Source organism: Streptomyces sp. NPDC050264, assembly GCF_040655895.1.
In the GTDB taxonomy this organism is placed as follows: Bacteria; Actinomycetota; Actinomycetes; order Streptomycetales; family Streptomycetaceae; genus Streptomyces.
In genome coordinates this window covers 1-15,611 of sequence record NZ_JBFAKV010000015.1, presented here as the reverse complement: position 1 = coordinate 15,611, position 15,611 = coordinate 1, and the positions used below count along the sequence as shown (strand labels likewise).

The 15,611-nt window shown below is 70.2% G+C and carries 16 protein-coding genes; 5 read left to right on the top strand and 11 right to left on the bottom strand.

Annotated features, from left to right (window positions below):
- Positions 1 to 97: 97 nt before the first annotated feature.
- The 4 genes from AB0J02_RS25530 to AB0J02_RS25515 all read right to left on the bottom strand — a co-directional run bounded on the left by AB0J02_RS25530 (position 98) and on the right by AB0J02_RS25515 (position 3,413).
- On the bottom strand, positions 98 to 1,303 hold the full coding sequence (locus AB0J02_RS25530) for an alginate lyase family protein (RefSeq protein ID WP_363196084.1): 1,206 nt from the start codon (positions 1,301 to 1,303) through the stop codon (positions 98 to 100).
- 226 nt (positions 1,304 to 1,529) lie between these two features.
- Positions 1,530 to 2,312 carry a DUF3710 domain-containing protein gene (locus tag AB0J02_RS25525; protein WP_363196083.1) on the bottom strand — a complete coding sequence of 261 codons (783 nt, stop codon included), beginning with the start codon at positions 2,310 to 2,312 and terminating at the stop codon, positions 1,530 to 1,532.
- Between the two features lies 1 nt (position 2,313).
- A complete protein-coding gene (dut, locus tag AB0J02_RS25520; RefSeq protein ID WP_363196082.1) occupies positions 2,314 to 2,832 on the bottom strand; it encodes a dUTP diphosphatase in 519 nt (172 codons plus the stop codon).
- Complete coding sequence (locus AB0J02_RS25515; RefSeq protein ID WP_363196081.1) at positions 2,829 to 3,413, bottom strand: PaaI family thioesterase; 585 nt, start codon at positions 3,411 to 3,413, stop codon at positions 2,829 to 2,831. The genes dut and AB0J02_RS25515 overlap by 4 nt, the downstream gene beginning before the upstream one ends.
- A 58-nt stretch (positions 3,414 to 3,471) precedes the next feature.
- Between AB0J02_RS25515 and AB0J02_RS25510 the strand changes: the two genes are divergently transcribed.
- On the top strand, positions 3,472 to 3,918 hold the full coding sequence (locus AB0J02_RS25510; RefSeq protein ID WP_363196080.1) for a DUF3093 domain-containing protein: 447 nt from the start codon (positions 3,472 to 3,474) through the stop codon (positions 3,916 to 3,918).
- Between the two features lies 1 nt (position 3,919).
- On the opposite strand, the gene AB0J02_RS25505 is transcribed toward AB0J02_RS25510, so the two are convergent.
- From AB0J02_RS25505 to AB0J02_RS25490, 4 genes are all read right to left on the bottom strand, one after another.
- Positions 3,920 to 4,885, bottom strand: coding sequence for a hypothetical protein (locus tag AB0J02_RS25505; RefSeq protein WP_363196079.1), 966 nt, complete (start codon positions 4,883 to 4,885; stop codon positions 3,920 to 3,922).
- A 13-nt stretch (positions 4,886 to 4,898) separates the two neighbouring features.
- Positions 4,899 to 5,195, bottom strand: a complete 297-nt coding sequence (locus AB0J02_RS25500) for a DUF4193 domain-containing protein (protein ID WP_018535993.1) — start codon at positions 5,193 to 5,195, stop codon at positions 4,899 to 4,901.
- Positions 5,196 to 5,624: 429 nt separating this feature from the next.
- Complete coding sequence (locus AB0J02_RS25495; RefSeq protein ID WP_363196078.1) at positions 5,625 to 6,866, bottom strand: HAMP domain-containing sensor histidine kinase; 1,242 nt, start codon at positions 6,864 to 6,866, stop codon at positions 5,625 to 5,627.
- Between the two features lie 7 nt (positions 6,867 to 6,873).
- Positions 6,874 to 7,527, bottom strand: coding sequence for a response regulator transcription factor (locus AB0J02_RS25490; RefSeq protein WP_018535991.1), 654 nt, complete (start codon positions 7,525 to 7,527; stop codon positions 6,874 to 6,876).
- Between the two features lie 335 nt (positions 7,528 to 7,862).
- On the opposite strand from AB0J02_RS25490, the gene AB0J02_RS25485 reads away from it, so the two are divergent.
- Positions 7,863 to 8,036 (top strand): hypothetical protein, encoded by a 174-nt coding sequence (locus tag AB0J02_RS25485; protein ID WP_363196077.1) that lies wholly within the window; start codon positions 7,863 to 7,865, stop codon positions 8,034 to 8,036.
- Positions 8,037 to 8,137: 101 nt separating this feature from the next.
- On the opposite strand, the gene AB0J02_RS25480 is transcribed toward AB0J02_RS25485, so the two are convergent.
- Positions 8,138 to 8,935 (bottom strand): inositol monophosphatase family protein, encoded by a 798-nt coding sequence (locus AB0J02_RS25480; protein WP_363196076.1) that lies wholly within the window; start codon positions 8,933 to 8,935, stop codon positions 8,138 to 8,140.
- A gap of 10 nt (positions 8,936 to 8,945) precedes the next feature.
- A complete protein-coding gene (locus AB0J02_RS25475; RefSeq protein ID WP_363196075.1) occupies positions 8,946 to 10,085 on the bottom strand; it encodes a ferrochelatase in 1,140 nt (379 codons plus the stop codon).
- 116 nt (positions 10,086 to 10,201) lie between these two features.
- On the opposite strand from AB0J02_RS25475, the gene AB0J02_RS25470 reads away from it, so the two are divergent.
- Together AB0J02_RS25470 and AB0J02_RS25465 are read left to right on the top strand one after the other, a co-directional pair.
- Positions 10,202 to 11,458 carry an MFS transporter gene (locus AB0J02_RS25470; protein ID WP_363196074.1) on the top strand — a complete coding sequence of 419 codons (1,257 nt, stop codon included), beginning with the start codon at positions 10,202 to 10,204 and terminating at the stop codon, positions 11,456 to 11,458.
- On the top strand, positions 11,406 to 12,737 hold the full coding sequence (locus AB0J02_RS25465; protein WP_363196073.1) for a D-arabinono-1,4-lactone oxidase: 1,332 nt from the start codon (positions 11,406 to 11,408) through the stop codon (positions 12,735 to 12,737). The genes AB0J02_RS25470 and AB0J02_RS25465 overlap by 53 nt, the downstream gene beginning before the upstream one ends.
- Before the next feature lie 7 nt (positions 12,738 to 12,744).
- Here AB0J02_RS25465 and AB0J02_RS25460 read toward each other — a convergent pair whose 3' ends face one another.
- Positions 12,745 to 13,944: a hypothetical protein gene (locus AB0J02_RS25460; RefSeq protein WP_363196072.1), complete on the bottom strand. Its 1,200-nt coding sequence runs from the start codon at positions 13,942 to 13,944 to the stop codon at positions 12,745 to 12,747.
- Between the two features lie 521 nt (positions 13,945 to 14,465).
- Between AB0J02_RS25460 and sepH the strand changes: the two genes are divergently transcribed.
- Positions 14,466 to 15,536 (top strand): septation protein SepH, encoded by a 1,071-nt coding sequence (gene sepH, locus AB0J02_RS25455; protein ID WP_363196071.1) that lies wholly within the window; start codon positions 14,466 to 14,468, stop codon positions 15,534 to 15,536.
- Positions 15,537 to 15,611 lie beyond the last annotated feature (75 nt).

Genomic DNA, 15,611 nt, shown 5'->3' with positions numbered 1-15,611 from the left:
TCCCCGCTCCCCCGTACATACGTTCCCGGCCGGGCGCCAGTATGGTCACGTGGCGCCCGGCCGGGCAATGGCCGAGACCGGTCGTCGAAGCGCCGGGCTAGCTCGGGTTCTCGGCGTGGGTGAGGGTCTCCCAGGCGACGAACAGGTTGTTGGAGCCCGCGGGACGCTGCTGCTCGGTCAGCTTCTGGGTGTTGGTCATGGCGGTGCCGAGGCGGGTGTGCAGGGCGTTGTAGCCGACCTCGGTGACCGGGCCGAGTCCGCGGTTGACGCTGCCGCCGCACAGCGAGCCGGGCGGCGCCTCACCGAGCTCGTACTTGGCCTGGAAGCCGAGCGCCTGCCGCAGCCGCTCGCCGACGTCCGTGCCGTAGAGGTCCTGGCCCTGGATGCGGCTGGTCTCGGCGATGTGCGAGATGGCGGAGATGCCGTATCCGGTGTGCGTGAAGTCGCGGCAGGTCTCCTGCGTCAGCCCCGTCACGAACGTGGACTGGCCCTGCCAGTAGTTGACGATCTTCGCCTTGGTGTCCAGGTTCTGGCTCGGCACGGTCTTGGGGAGCGCGCCGTCCGAGGCCAGGTAGACGTACGCCGCCGTGCGCGTGCGGAACTTCGCCATCGCCTTGTCGTACGAGGCCTTGTCCTCCAGGAAGACGGAGATGCCGACAGCGGCCTCCATCATCGACAGCTCCCAGTTCCCGTTGGAGTTGGAGCCGTTGATGACCTTCGGCAGGTACACGTCGCGCAGCATGGTCCTGAAGCGGCTCTCGTTCGCCCAGCCACCGGTGTACGTGTACTTGATGATCTCGGCGGCCTTGGGCCAGGAGGAGCCGGCCCAGCCGGTCTGCAGGGGCGCGTTGCTGTTGGTGTGGTCCTTGATCGTGCCGGACCAGGCGTCCATGAGGGCGATGGACTTCTTCGCATACCGCTCGTCGCGTGTGAAGTACCAGGCAAGCGCGTCGGTGTAGGCGGCTATCGCGTCCTCGCGCTCGTCCGTGCAGCCGTAGTCGGGGTTCGAGTACGAGCCGCACTCGACGGTGGCGCGGGGCTTGGGCGTCCGGTTCAGATCGGCGTACTTGCTCGCGACCATCTGGTCGAAGGCGCTCTTCCAGGGCTGCGCTCCGGCGTCGACCTTGGACTTGGCGAAGTCCAGCTGCCCCTTGGAGACGGTGACTCCGGGGTGGGCGAACGTGGCGGGCGCCGCGTCGGCGCGGTCCGCGCCGGGCCAGGCGACGATGCCGGCGACGAGAGCCGTGGCGGCGGTGAGGGTGGCGAGCAGGGCGGTACGCGATCTCTTGTGACGAGCCTGCATGGTGGGGGCCATCCGTTCTCGTATGTGAACTTGAGGCGCCGATGTGAACGTGGCGTTGGCCGGTGACCCTAGGTACGGACCAGCCTTCCGTCAAGTACTGAGAAAAGAACGGCAGTTGGCAGCGGAGAGAACAGCGGCCGGGAGCGGGCACGCACGCACGACAAAGGCCGGGGCCGCGCACCCTGTGGGATGCGCGGCCCCGGCCACATACGTACGAACTGTCGGGTCAGCGGACCTCGGTGATCTCCGGGCCACGGGCCAGCTGCCCCATGCCACCGGAGAAGCGCGAGCCCTCCGCGGAGTCCTGAGCGGCACCCTCGGCGACCATCTGCGCGTCGTCCGGGAGCTTGAGGACGATCGGGTCGCGCGGGGCCATCGGGCCCTCGCCGCGGACCACGACCGTGTCCCGGAAGATCTGCTCGAGCAGGCCGGCGGCCTGCGGCTGCACCGCGCCCTGCCCCGAGATCACCCCGCGCAGGAACCAGCGCGGGCCGTCCACGCCGATGAAGCGCACGACCTGGAACCCGCCGGTGCCGTCCGGCAGCTGCACCGGCACCTGGGCCCGCAGCTCCCAGCCGAGCGAACCCTCGACCTCGTCGATCACACCACCCTGCTGAGTGATGCCCGAGGCGATCTCCTCGCGGACCTCGCCCCAGATGCCCTCCTTCTTGGGGGCGGCGAAGGCCTGCAGCTGGACCGCGCTGTCCTGGAGGACGACGGTCGCCGCGACGATCGCGTCGCCCGCGACCTCCACGCGCAGCTCCATGCCCTCCACGCCGGGGACGAAGAGTCCGCCCAGGTCCACGCGGCCCTCGCCGGGCTCGCGGACCTCGGTGGAGTCCCAGGGGCCGTCGGGACGCGGCTCGGGTTCGAGCCGCACGCGCCCCGACTCCCCCGCGGCGTCCGTGTCGGCACTGTCGGCCCTGTCGACACCGTCGACCTGCTCGGCCTCGCCCGCCGCGTCCACTGCGTCTTCAGCGGAGCTGTTCTTCTTGCGACGTCCGAACACGTCACTGTCCTTCCCGGTCGGATACGACCGAAGCGTATCGATTCCCACCCTTTTGACCGTCCGTGCCCACAGCGGCGTGCCCGCCGGTGGACCCGAAGCCCCCATCGGCCCGAGCGGAGTCGGGAAGCTGGGCCACCTCGTGGAAGCGCACCTTCTCGACCTGCTGGACGACCAGTTGGGCAATCCGGTCGAAGCGCTCGAACCGCACGCTCTCGCGCGGGTCGAGATTCACCACGATCACCTTGATCTCCCCACGGTACCCGGCATCCACCGTCCCTGGGGCATTCACCAGGGCGACACCGCAGCGCGCTGCGAGACCGGATCGCGGGTGCACGAAGGCCGCGTACCCCTCGGGCAGCGCGACAGACACCCCGGTGGGCAGCACGACGCGCTCGCCGGGAGCGAGCGCACAGGCCTCGGTCGTCCGCAGATCGGCGCCCGCGTCGCCCGGGTGCGCGTACGCGGGCAGCGGTACGTCGGGGTCGACACGCCGGATGAGCACGTCCAACGGCTGCTTCACGGGTTCACCTCGAAGGCACGGGCGCGCCGGATCTGGTCCGGGTCGCTCATGGCCGCCTGGATCTCCTGCGGGCGGCCGTTGTCGATGAAGTGGTCGACCTTGACCTCGATGAAGAGGGCGTCGGCCCGGACCGCGACGGGCCCGTCGGGGCCGCCGATCCGGCCGGTGGCGGTCGAATAGATCTTGCGTCCGGCGACGGCGGTGACCTCGGCGGACAGGTGCAGCACGGTGTCCACGGGGACAGGGCGCACGAAGTCCGTCTCGAGCCGTCCCGTCACGGCGATGACGCGCAGCAACCAGTTCAGCGAACCGAGCGTCTCGTCGAGCGCGGTGGCGAGGATGCCGCCGTGCGCCAGGCCGGGCGCGCCCTGGTGGGCGGCGCGCACGGTGAACTCGGCGGTGACGCGCACGCCGTCACCGGCCCGCGCCGCCAGGTGCAGCCCGTGCGGCTGCTCGCCGCCACAGCCGAAACAGTGTCCGTAGTGCGCGCCGAGAAGCTCTCCGGGGGCGGGAGCGTCGGGGTGCCGCACCGGCACTATGGCGTCGGCCGGGGGCGTCAGAGCTGCTGAAGTACCACTCACAGGCGCAGACCTTACCCGCGCGTCCTGTGCCGTCATGCATCGTGCCAAGCTTGGCTCCATGGAGCTCTCCACGACGCCTTACGAAGAACGCCTCACCGCACCCCGTTCGTGGTGGCTCATCACCTTCCTGGTGGGTGTCGCCTGCGGCCTCACCCTGCTGCCCTTCGGCACGATCCCGCTGCTCAGCGGATTCGTCGGCGGCCTGCTCGTCGCCGCGGTGATCACCAGCCAGTACGGCTCGATCCGGATCCGCGTCGTGGCCGGCTCGCTGGTCGCGGGCGACGCGAAGATCCCGCTGTCGGCCCTGGGCGCCGTGGAGATCCTGGACGAGGAGGAGGCGCGCGCCTGGCGCACGTTCAAGGCGGACCCGCGCGCCTTCATGCTCCTGCGCAGCTACGTCCGCACGGCGGTCCGCGCGGAGATCACGGACCCGACGGACCCGACGCCCTACGTCTACCTGTCGACGCGCGAACCTGAAACTTTGGCAAAGGCTCTGGGGGCCTGACTCAGCCCTCGATCTCCAGGACGTCCTGGGGCGCGTCCAGCGGCGGCAGTTCCGGCAGCGCCTCCCACGGCACCTGGAGCCGCCGCAGGTCCCTGCGCACCCGCTCGGCCAGCTTCTTCGTCTCCCGGCGGTTCATGACCGCGCCGACCGCCGCCCCGACCAGGAACGGCATCAGGGTCGGCAGGTTCCGCACCATCCGCTTCATGATCTGCTGGCGCAGCTCGCGCTTCATCTGGCCGCCGAGCGCCATGTTTATGGTCGACGGCTTCGACACGTCGATCCCGCGCTCCTCCGACCACGAGGTCAGGTAGGCGCTGGTGCGGTCCGTCAGGTTCCCCGCGGGCCGCACCCCGTAGACCTCGTGCAGTTCGGCGACGAGCTTCAGCTCGATCGCCGCGACGCCCGTGATCTCCGCGGCCAGTTCGGTCGGCATCGCGGGCGGTACCGGCAGCATCGCGGCCGCGCCGACTCCGGCGCCCACCGTGGACGAGGCGGCCGCCGCACCGGCGATCAGCTTGTCCGCGATCTGCTCGGGCCCCAGGCCCGGGAACTGTTTACGCAGAGCCGCGAGGTCCCGTACGGGCACTCGCGGCGCGATGTCGATGATCCGGTCGGCGAGGTAGCCGATACCGGCTCTGGCGGCACTGCCGCCCTTGATCATCCCCGTTCTCGCGACGCTGCCGCTCTTGCGGACACCGTCCTTGACAGCGGCCACCCGGCGTCTGGTCTGCTGTGACCTGGTGCCCGTGTCCGTCGCCTCGACCGCGTCGGCGTCGTGCAGATCCACGACGCCGGCCGCCGTCAGGTCGCCCGCCACTTCGCGCTCGTACGCCGCTTCGAGCGAGGCGTCTTCACTGGTGGAAGAGCCTCGCCCGTCGTCGTCACGCACGGCCTCTGGCAGGCCTTCTGCCGCATCCCGGTGCTTGCTCCGGATACGGCGCTTCCAGGGCGGGGTCGAGCCACTCATGCCCGACCCCACCTCAGTCGCAGTCGCGGCAGATCGGCTGACCGTTCTTCTCCCGCGCGAGCTGGCTGCGGTGGTGCACCAGGAAGCAGCTCATGCAGGTGAACTCGTCCTGCTGCTTGGGCAGGACACGAACGGCCAGCTCTTCGTTCGAAAGGTCGGCGCCCGGAAGCTCCAGGCCCTCGGCCGCCTCGAACTCGTCCACGTCCACGTTCGACGCGGACTTGTCGTTCCTCCGTGACTTCAGCTCTTCGATGCTGTCCTCGTTGAGGTCGTCATCGGTCTTGCGTGGGGTGTCGTAATCCGTTGCCATGTCGCGCTCTCCCCCTCTGGGTGTCTGCGGTGTCTCAAGCGCCGTAACGCATGAGAGGCCGGACTTGTGCCCGACCTGAGGCGGAGATTTTGCCTCACATCAAGGTCTGTTACTCAATCGACACCCAACCGGACCCCTCTTGAGTGATCGGCTTGGGTGGCGAACGGGACCGTACACGGTCCGTTTGCCGCACTGCACGGGCGCCACCCCGTGTACTTCCCGTGATCAAGCTGCCCGAAAACCCGGATTTTCCCGGCTTTCACGCGGCTTTTGCGATCACGGAGAGTAGATGATGAGAAATTCGCCCATGTGATCGATCACACACGGCCTTCGCGGGCGCAGGTCCCGAAAATTCCGCTAAAAGCGAACACTTCCAGCGCGTCGGCGGAAGCATGTCAGATCCGCCCCCGCCGCGCACGTCGAACCTGTCTAGATCGGCAAGGTGACGCGCATCACGAGCCCACCCCCCTCGCGGGGCACGGCGGTGATCCGGCCGCCGTGGGCGCGCGCCACGGACCGGGCGATGGACAGGCCGAGGCCCACGCCCTTGTCGCTGCCGGTGCGCTCGGTGCGCAGCCGCCGAAACGGCTCGAAAAGGTTGTCGATCTCGTACGCGGGGACCACCGGGCCCGTGTTGGCCACGACCAGAACGGCCTGGCCGTGCTGCGCCTCGGTGTGCACCTCGACCCAGCCGTCCTCTCGCACGTTGTAGCGAATCGCGTTCTGTACGAGGTTCAGCGCGATGCGCTCCAGAAGGACACCGTTGCCCTGGACGACCGCTTCCTTGCGCTCGCCGCGGATCTCCACGCCCTTCTCGTCCGCCTCGGACCTGGCCTGGTCGAGCGCCTGGGAGGCGACCTCCGCCAGGTCCACCGGCTTGCGCTCGACGATCTGGTTGTCGCTGCGGGCGAGCAGCAGCAGGCCCTCCACGAGCTGCTCGCTGCGCTCGTTCGTGGCGAGCAGCGTCTTGCCGAGCTGCTGCAGCTCCACGGGGGCGCCCGGGTCCGAGAGGTGGACCTCCAGGAGCGTGCGGTTGATGGCGAGCGGGGTGCGCAGTTCGTGCGACGCGTTGCCCACGAAGCGCTGCTGCGCCGTGAACGCCCGCTCCAGGCGGTCGAGCATCTCGTCGAAGGTGTCCGAGAGCTCCTTGAGCTCGTCGTCCGGACCGTCCAGCTCGATGCGGCGCGACAGGTCCGTGCCGGCCACGCGGCGTGCGGTGCGGGTGATGCGGCCGAGCGGGGACAGGACGCGGCCCGCCATCGCGTACCCGAAGGCGAACGCGATGATGGCGAGGCCGAGCAGGGCCATCAGGGAGCGGCTCAGCAGGGTGTCGAGGGCGTGCTGGCGCTGCTGGTTGACGCATTCGCTCAGCGCGCTGTTCAGCTCGCTGGCGGGCAGCGCGGTGCCGTTCGGGATGTTGCACACGCTGCTGGCCACATGTCCGTCGACGACCTTGAACGGCAGCTCACTGCCCACGTTCAAGGCCTGCGCCGCGAGCAGATAGATGATCGACAGCAGCAGGATGCCGGCGATGAGGAACATGCCGCCGTAGAGCAGCGTGAGCCGTATGCGGATGGTCGGGCGGAGCCAGGGGAAGGGAGGGTCTTCCTTCGAGCCGGGCATCCAGGTCGGTTTCGGTGGCGCCGAGGGGGGCGCTGGTGCGGCGGCCATGGAGGGATCAGATCCGGTAGCCGGAGCCGGGCACCGTGACGATGACCGCAGGTTCGCCGAGCTTGCGGCGCAGGGTCATGACGGTGACGCGTACGACGTTCGTGAACGGGTCCGTGTTCTCGTCCCAGGCCTTCTCCAGGAGCTGCTCGGCCGAGACGACGGCGCCCTCGCTGCGCAGCAGCACCTCCAGGACGGCGAACTCCTTGGGCGCCAGCTGGATCTCCTTGCCGTCGCGGAACACCTCCCGCCGGTTCGGGTCGAGCTTGATCCCGGCGCGCTCCAGCACGGGCGGCAGGGGCACGCTCGTACGGCGTCCGAGGGCCCTGACGCGGGCCGTCAGCTCGCTGAACGCGAAGGGCTTGGGCAGGTAGTCGTCGGCGCCAAGCTCCAGGCCCTCCACGCGGTCGCTGACGTCGCCGGAGGCGGTCAGCATCAGGATGCGGGTGGGCATGCCCAGCTCGACGATCTTGCGGGCGACGTCGTCGCCGTGCACGAGCGGGAGGTCACGGTCGAGGACGACCACGTCGTAGTCGTTGACGCCGATGCGCTCCAGGGCGGCCGCGCCGTCGTACACGACGTCGACGGCCATGGCCTCCCGGCGCAGTCCGGTGGCCACCGCATCGGCGAGCAATTGCTCGTCCTCGACGACGAGTACGCGCACGTCGCTTGTCCTTCCTCTGGCCACCCGCGGGCAGATTCGAGCGCGCGCGGGCAGGTCTCATGGGGTGTGAGCCTCCATCCTGCCCCTTTCGGCCATAAACCGGCTGTAAGGCGGCGAGGCGGGTGGCGAAGCGGACGGGGAATGCCGGTTTTTCTCCCGGGGTTGAGGTTTCCGCGGAAGGGAGCGGGGGGAGGACGGGTGTACATCCGCGATCACGCTTTGTATGTGGCGTGCCACGAGCTGCTTACCGCAGGGCGGCTGGAGACGTGATCACCCCTTCCACAGGGCACACCCCCGTGCCACCGACCCACGACCCAGGACGAGGGGGCGCAACCATGGACGCATTCACCGCAGGACTGCTGCAGCGCATAAAGGCGGCCGAGTCCGACCTGACGCTGGCGCGCGAGACCGGCGACGACTTCCTTGCCGAGGTCGAGCAGGGCGAGCTGGACGACCTCCACCGCCTCGCCGCGGAGCACGGCGTGGAAATCCACGCCTCGAGCGTCTGAACCAGATCCGACAGTCACAGTGAAGGGCCCCGGCGCCTGATATCGATCCAGGCGGGCGCCGGGGCCCTTCGCGTCGTGCGGGCGGGTGCGGGAGGGCCGGGTCAGTCGTGCCAGGCGCCGAGCTCTTCGAGCCACTTCTGCAGTGGCTCGAAGAGGCCGGGGGGCGCGGCGACCGTCAGCTCGGGCGACACCGGCTCGCCGGGGCGGCCGCCGGTCAGGGCGCCCGCCTCGCGCGCGATGAGGTCGCCGGCCGCGAAGTCCCAGGGGTTCAGGCCGCGTTCGTAGTACGCGTCGAGGCGGCCCAGTGCCACGTCGCACAGGTCGATCGCGGCCGAGCCGCCGCGCCGGATGTCGCGCACCCGGGGCACCAACTCCCGTACGACGTCCGCCTGATGGACCCGGCGCGTCTCCAGGTAGCCGAAGCCGGTGCCGACCAGGGCCTGCGCGAAGGGGGGTGCCACGCGCACGCGGGCGGGGCGGTCGTTCACGTGGGCGCCCTCCCCCAGGACGGCGCGGTAGGTCTCGCCGCGCATCGGCGCCGCGACGACGCCGACGATCGTCTCGCCGTCCTTGCGTGCCGCGATGGAGACAGACCAATCGGGGCGCGCGTAAAGGTAGTTGACGGTTCCGTCGATGGGGTCGATCACCCACTGGACGCCGCTGGAGCCCTCCGAGGAGGCGCCCTCTTCGCCGAGTACGCCGTCGTCGGGGCGGCGCTCGGCCAGGAAGTCCGTGATGAGCTTCTCGGACGCGATGTCCATCTCGGTGACCACGTCGACCGCGCTGGTCTTGGTGGCGGCGACGCCGAGGTCGGCGGGGCGGCCGTCGCGCAGGAAGACCCCGGCGCGGGCGGCCGCTTCCAGGGCGACGTCGAGGAGTTCTGCCTTGAGGTCGGTCACGTCGGCGTCCTTACGCGTACGGGCTGTCGGCACCCGCGGCTGCGGGCTTGGGGGCGCGGGCCGGACAGCAGCCCACCGGGCACAGGTTGTGGCTCGCGCCGAGCGCGCCCAGGGCGCATGGCGTGACGTTCCTGCCGCTCTCGTCCGCGGCTCGCTCCAGGACCAACTCCCGTACGGCGGCGGCGAAGCGCGGGTCCGCGCCCACGGTTGCCGAGCGTCGTACCGGAAGGCCCAACTCCGCTGCCTTGTCCGTGGCCTCGGTGTCGAGGTCGTACAGGACCTCCATGTGGTCCGAGACGAACCCGATGGGCGCCATGACGACAGCCGGTACCCCGGCGGCGTGCCGCTCCTCCAGGTGGTCGCAGATGTCGGGCTCGAGCCACGGGATGTGCGGGGCGCCGGAGCGCGACTGGTAGACGAGCTGCCAGGGGTGGTCGACGCCGGTCTCCTCGCGGACGGCGTCGGCGATCAGCCGCGCGACGTCCAGGTGCTGCTTCACGTACGCGCCGCCGTCGCCGTGCTCCTCCACGGGCCCGGAGGAGTCGGCCGCCGTGGTCGGGATGGAGTGCGTACTGAAGGCGATCTGGGCGCCGTCCCGTACGTCCTCGGGGAGGTCGGCGAGGGCCTGCAGGACACCGTCGACCATGGGCCGGACGAAGCCGGGGTGGTTGAAGTAGTGCCGCAGCTTGTCGATCGTCGGCAGCCTCAGGCCCTCGGTCTCCAGGACGGCCAGCGACTCCGCGAGGTTCTCGCGGTACTGGCGGCAGCCCGAGTACGAGGCGTACGCGCTGGTCGCGAGGACGAGGATGCGGCGGTGCCCGTCGGTGACCATCTCGCGCAGGGTGTCGGTCAGGTACGGCGCCCAGTTCCTGTTGCCCCAGTAGACCGGCAGATCCAGGCCGTGCTCGGCGAAGTCCTTGCGCAGGGCGTCGAGCAGGGCACGGTTCTGGTCGTTGATGGGGCTGACCCCGCCGAACAGGAAGTAGTGCTGCCCCACCTCCTTGAGCCGCTCCTTGGGGATGCCGCGGCCCCGCGTCACGTTCTCCAGGAACGGGACGACGTCGTCGGGGCCCTCGGGGCCTCCGAACGAGAGCAGGAGCAGAGCGTCGTAGGGGCGGGTATCAAGGCTGGCAGCGTGCGCGTCTGGCATGTGTTCGATCCTGCCACCCGACACTGACAGGCAGAAAACTGCCATGCCGACCGACGTGTGACACGCGTAAGCTGTATCGGTCGCAGTTACGCCTTACCCCTTACGCCGGAGTCCCGTTGCCCAGCCCCTACCGCGCCATATTCGCCCTGCCCGGGACCAAGAGCTTCTCGCTGGCCGGGTTCCTGGGGCGGATGCCCCTGTCGATGATGGGCATCGGCATCGTCACGATGGTCTCGCAGCTGACCGGGCGCTACGGGCTCGCGGGCGCCCTGTCGGCGACGGTGGCGCTCTCCGCCGCCGCGATCGGGCCGCAGATCTCCCGCCTGGTCGACCGGTACGGCCAGCGGCGCGTGCTGCGCCCGGCCACGCTGGTCTCGCTCGCCGCGGTCACCGGGATGCTGCTGTGCGCGAAGTACGAGGCCGCGGACTGGACGCTGTTCCTGTGTGCCGCGTTCATCGGCTGCGTACCGAGCGTCGGCTCGATGATCCGCGCACGGTGGGCGGTCCTGTACCGGGAGACCCCGCGGCAGTTGCACACGGCGTACTCCTTCGAGTCCGTGATCGACGAGGTGTGCTTCATCTTCGGACCGATCATCTCGATCGGTCTTTCCACGGCCTGGTTCCCGGAGGCCGGGCCTCTCCTCGCGGGCTGCTTCCTCGCGGTGGGCGTCTTCTGGCTGACCGGACAGCGCGCCACCGAACCGGCGCCGCACCCCCGTGAACAGCACGGCGCGGGATCGGCGCTCCGCGCGCGCGGGCTGCAGGTTCTGGTCGTCACGTTCGCGGCGACGGGAGCGATCTTCGGGGCGGTCGATGTGGTGACGGTGGCGTTCGCCGAGGACCAGGGGCACAAGTCCCTGGCCAGTGTGGTGCTCGCCGTGTACGCGTCCGGATCCTGCGTCGCGGGCGCCGTGTTCGGACTCCTGCACTTCAAGGGGGCACCCGCGCGCAGGTGGCTGGTGGGGGTCGTCGCGATGGGCGTGAGTATGATCCCCCTCCAACTGGTCGGGAACCTGCCGTTTCTGGCCGTGGCGCTCTTCGTCGCGGGCCTGTCCATCGCACCGACGATGATCACGACGATGGCCCTCGTCGAGCAGCACGTACCACGCGCGAAACTGACCGAGGGCATGACCTGGGTGAGCACCGGACTCGCGGTCGGCGTCGCGCTCGGCTCCTCCGTGGCCGGCTGGGTGATCGACGCCGCCGGTGCGAAGGCCGGGTACGGGGTTCCGGGAGTCGCCGGCGCCGTCGCGGTCCTGGTCGCGTTCCTCGGCTACCGCCGGCTGAAGCAGCCGGTTCCGCAGCGGGGAGGACTCACCGATGAGCACGGCGCAGACGGGCAGCGGCGCGAAGAGCGGCGAAGCGTGGCGTAACTGGGCGGGGAACGTCACCGCGCGCCCCGTACGAGAGGTGATGCCCGCCTCCGTGGACGAGCTGTCCGCGGCCGTACGCAAAGCGGCGGAGGACGGCCTGAAGGTGAAGGCTGTCGGCACCGGGCACTCCTTCACGGCGGCCGCCGCCACCGACGGGGTGTTGATACGCCCTCAACTGTTGACCGGTATCCGCAATATCGACCGGGACAGCGGCACGGTCACGGTCGAGGCCGGCACTCCGCTCAAGCGACTCAACATGGCCCTGGCCCGTGAGGGTCTGTCGCTCACGAACATGGGCGACATCATGGAGCAGACCGTCTCCGGCGCCACCAGCACCGGCACCCACGGCACGGGCCGCGACTCCGCCTCCATCGCCGCGCAGATCAAGGGGATCGAACTGGTGACCGCGAGCGGCGAGCTCCTCACCTGCTCCGAGAAGGAGAACCCGGAGGTCTTCGCGGCCGCCCGCATCGGTCTGGGCGCGCTCGGCATCATCACCGCCCTCACCTTCGCCGTGGAGCCGATCTTCCTGCTCACCGCACGGGAGGAGCCGATGACCTTCGACCGGGTCACCGGCGACTTCGACGAGCTATACGCCGAGAACGAGCACTTCGAGTTCTACTGGTTCCCGCACACCGGCAACTGCAACACCAAGCGGAACAACCGCAGCGCCGGGCCGGAAGCGCCGGTGTCGCGGATCAGCGGCTTCGTCGACGACGAAGTGCTCTCCAACGGCCTGTTCCAGGTGGTCAATTCGCTCGGCCGGGCGGTGCCCGCCACGATCCCGACGATCGCCAAGATCTCCAGCAAGGCGCTCTCCGCCCGGACGTACACCGACGTTCCCTACAAGGTCTTCACATCTCCGCGCCGCGTGCGCTTCGTCGAGATGGAGTACGCCGTTCCGCGCGCGGCCCTCGTGGAGACGCTGCGCGAACTGAAGTCCATGGTGGACCGCTCGAACCTGCGCGTCAGCTTCCCTGTCGAGGTCCGCACCGCCCCCTCCGACGACATCACGCTGTCCACGGCCTCCGGTCGCGACAGCGCCTACATCGCGGTCCACATGTACAAGGGCACTCCATACCAGCGGTACTTCACGGCCGCCGAGCGGATCTTCACCGCCCACGAGGGCCGCCCGCACTGGGGCAAGGTGCACACGCGCGACGCCGCGTACTTCGCGCAGGCCTACCCGCGCTTCGCCGAGTTCACGGGTCTGCGCGACCGGCTGGACCCGGACCGGCTCTTCGGCAACGCCTATCTGCGCCGGGTCCTGGGCGACTGATCACGCCCTACTCGGCCGGGCTCTGCCGGCCGGAGTCGGCGCCCGACCCGGTGTCCGCACCCGAGCCCGCGCTCCCCGACGGGGTCGGTGTGGGTGTCGGGGTCGGGGTCGCCTTGCCGTCCCCGGAACCGGAATCACCGTCCGAGCCGGTGTCCGAACCCGAGTCGGAGCCCGTGTCCGAGCCGGTGTTCGAGCCGCTGCCGTCGCTCGGCGTCGGACTGGGCGTCGTGGTCCCGTCCGTGGACGAGTCGCCCCCGTTCTGCTGGGTGCCGTCCGAGCCCGTGCTGCTGCCGTCCGAGGGCTGCGGGGTGCTGGGGGCGGGGTCGCTGTCACCGGAGGACTTGTGGCCGCTGAAGGCGTCCCGGAACGTCGTGCTGCCGCCGTCCCCGCTGAAGCTCTGCCCGGCCACGATCTCGTACGTCGTGATGCCGCCCATGGTCACGCCGAAGACGACGGCGGCGGCGATCAGCGGCCGCTTCCAGCTCTTGACGCGGGACCTGTGCACGGTCCCGCCGGTGAACTCCTCGTCGGCCGGGCCCGGCTGGTGCGGCAGATCCGTCGCGGCCCGCAGCATCCGCGTGGCGTCGTCGACCGCGCCCGGCTCGATCAGCTGTGTCTTCTCCGGATCCACCGTGCCGAGCAGCCGGGTTTCCGCGTCGGCCGGGGATTCGTCGGGCAGCAGATCGGCGACGGCACCGGTGTCGAGCAGCTGGGTCATCTCGTCGTCGGCGGGGCTCTGCGGCAGCGCCGTCGTCGCCTCCGCATCGGCCGTCGGCGGCGTCCCCCACGTCGTGGTCGTCGGCAGCGCGCCCGTGGCGGGGCGCGCCGCAGCCGGCCGGGCGCCGGCGACCATGGCCTTCGTGGCGTCCATGGAGTCGTCCGAGCGGAAAGTGCGCGGTACGGGGCGGCCCTCCGCGGTGACCGGTATCTGCCGCCCCTTGGGCTTCGTCTGCACCGCGACGTCGCGTATCTGTTCGCCGGTGCGGCTGAAGAAGTGCTGGAAGACGGTGCCGCCGCAGGTCGCGAGTGCGCTGACCACGCCGGCGCCGAGGATCGTCCCGTAGACGCCGAAACTGGAGGCGAGCTTCGCTGCCACGACGGCGGCGACGGCACTGCCTGCCACCTGAGGCACGCTCAGATCCACCCGCCTCTTCTTCCCCTTGGGCTGCTTCTGGTCGTCCTCGGGGTTGTCCGGCGTCACGCCCATCTCCGGTGCCTACCTGCCTTTCTCGACATATCTGCCTTTTCCACAATGAAGCTCCCGAGGCTACGCGAACTTCATGTGTCACGTGAGAAAGGGACGTATGACCGAAGCCTGTAGTTCCGCTTCTGGAGATTCCGTGAAGCACACCACGCGCATCCGCCACGAATCGGACACGCCTCAGCGGCACTCCGCGGCCAACTCCCGTCCCCCGTGAGAAGTTCGGCGGCGAGCCGATCCACGCGAGTGGCCCGAATGGAGTACTGTTGCGAGCCCTGGGTCCGGTCTCCCGCCAGGGTGTCCGGGGCCTTCCAGGACCGCCGGGAGGGGGCTCGTTGCACAGGGTGACGGCTTCGGTCACTTAGCGTTGCGAACAGGTAACCGTGCCATAACGGCGCTCTCGGGTCGTTGCCCGACACGCCGGGCAACTCGGCAAGGTTGTGGCAGGCTGCACCCGGGCAGGCCACACTCGACTAGCGGAAGCAGCGACGCACGTGACGTCGGCAGGCACCACCCGGGAGGTCCCCATGCCCGAACTGCGTGTCGTGGCCGTCTCTAACGACGGCACACGGCTGGTGCTGAAGGCTGCGGACAGCACGGAGTACACGCTTCCGATCGATGAGCGCCTCCGGGCCGCCGTGCGCGGCGACCGTCCGCGCCTCGGCCAGATCGAGATCGAGGTGGAGAGCCACCTCCGCCCGCGCGACATCCAGGCGCGTATACGAGCAGGCGCCTCCGCCGAGGAGGTCGCCCAGTTCGCGGGCATTCCGGTGGATCGCGTACGCCGCTTCGAGGGCCCTGTGCTCGCGGAGCGCGCCTTCATGGCCGAGCGGGCCAGGAAGACCCCCGTGCGCCGTCCCGGCGAGAACACCGGCCCTCAGCTCGGCGAGGCGGTGCAGGAGCGACTCCTGCTGCGCGGCGCCGACAAGGAAACGGTCCAGTGGGACTCCTGGCGCCGCGACGACGGCACCTGGGAAGTCCTGCTCGTCTACCGGGTCGCGGGCGAACCGCACTCGGCGAGCTGGACGTACGACCCGCCCCGCAGGCTCGTCCAGGCCGTGGACGACGAGGCGCGCTCGCTGATCGGCGAGTCCGACGACATCGGCGCGCCCGAACCCACGTTCCCGTTCGTGCCGCGTATCGCACGGCTGCCCAGGGACCGTCCGCTGGACCGCGCCCTGGACCGGCAGTTGGAGCGTCCGGCGCCGCCGGAGCCGCCCTCCGAGGAGACCCTGCCGGCGATCGCCTCCACCTCGGAGCGCGACTCGCTGACCAGCCTCCTGGAGGCCGTGCCCAGCTACCGCGGCGACATCGTGGTGCCCGACCGCCCGACGACGGCTCCCGAGCCGCCACAGGAGGAGCCGGAGCCTCCCATGGTCGCCGAACTGGACGAGCCCCAGGCGCCCGCGGCGTCGGCCGGGGCCGGATCGGCGTACGCGGACGTGCTGATGCCGCGCAGCGTCGCGGGCCACCGGGACCGGCTCACCGGCACCACCGACCGGCAGGCCGAGGCCGACGGGGTGCGCCCCGGGCGCCGGGCCGCGGTGCCGAGCTGGGACGAGATCGTCTTCGGCACGCGCCGCAAGAAGCAGGACTAGGCGCGCTTGATACGTAGTGGCCTTGCGGAACGCCCACAGGAGCAGCGGCGAGGCGATGACGAACCAGAGGTAGGC

Excerpts from the sequence above, each read along its gene's own strand:
- AB0J02_RS25500 (WP_018535993.1), bottom strand. The coding sequence starts at position 5,195 with ATGGCAACGGATTACGACACCCCACGCAAGACCGATGACGACCTCAAC.
- AB0J02_RS25495 (WP_363196078.1), bottom strand. The coding sequence starts at position 6,866 with ATGGCCGCCGCACCAGCGCCCCCCTCGGCGCCACCGAAACCGACCTGG.
- AB0J02_RS25465 (WP_363196073.1), top strand. The coding sequence starts at position 11,406 with ATGAGCACGGCGCAGACGGGCAGCGGCGCGAAGAGCGGCGAAGCGTGG.
- sepH (WP_363196071.1), top strand. The coding sequence starts at position 14,466 with ATGCCCGAACTGCGTGTCGTGGCCGTCTCTAACGACGGCACACGGCTG.
- AB0J02_RS25485 (WP_363196077.1), top strand. The coding sequence starts at position 7,863 with ATGGACGCATTCACCGCAGGACTGCTGCAGCGCATAAAGGCGGCCGAG.
- AB0J02_RS25460 (WP_363196072.1), bottom strand. The coding sequence starts at position 13,944 with ATGGGCGTGACGCCGGACAACCCCGAGGACGACCAGAAGCAGCCCAAG.
- AB0J02_RS25505 (WP_363196079.1), bottom strand. The coding sequence starts at position 4,885 with ATGAGTGGCTCGACCCCGCCCTGGAAGCGCCGTATCCGGAGCAAGCAC.
- AB0J02_RS25510 (WP_363196080.1), top strand. The coding sequence starts at position 3,472 with ATGGAGCTCTCCACGACGCCTTACGAAGAACGCCTCACCGCACCCCGT.
- AB0J02_RS25475 (WP_363196075.1), bottom strand. The coding sequence starts at position 10,085 with ATGCCAGACGCGCACGCTGCCAGCCTTGATACCCGCCCCTACGACGCT.
- AB0J02_RS25530 (WP_363196084.1), bottom strand. The coding sequence starts at position 1,303 with ATGCAGGCTCGTCACAAGAGATCGCGTACCGCCCTGCTCGCCACCCTC.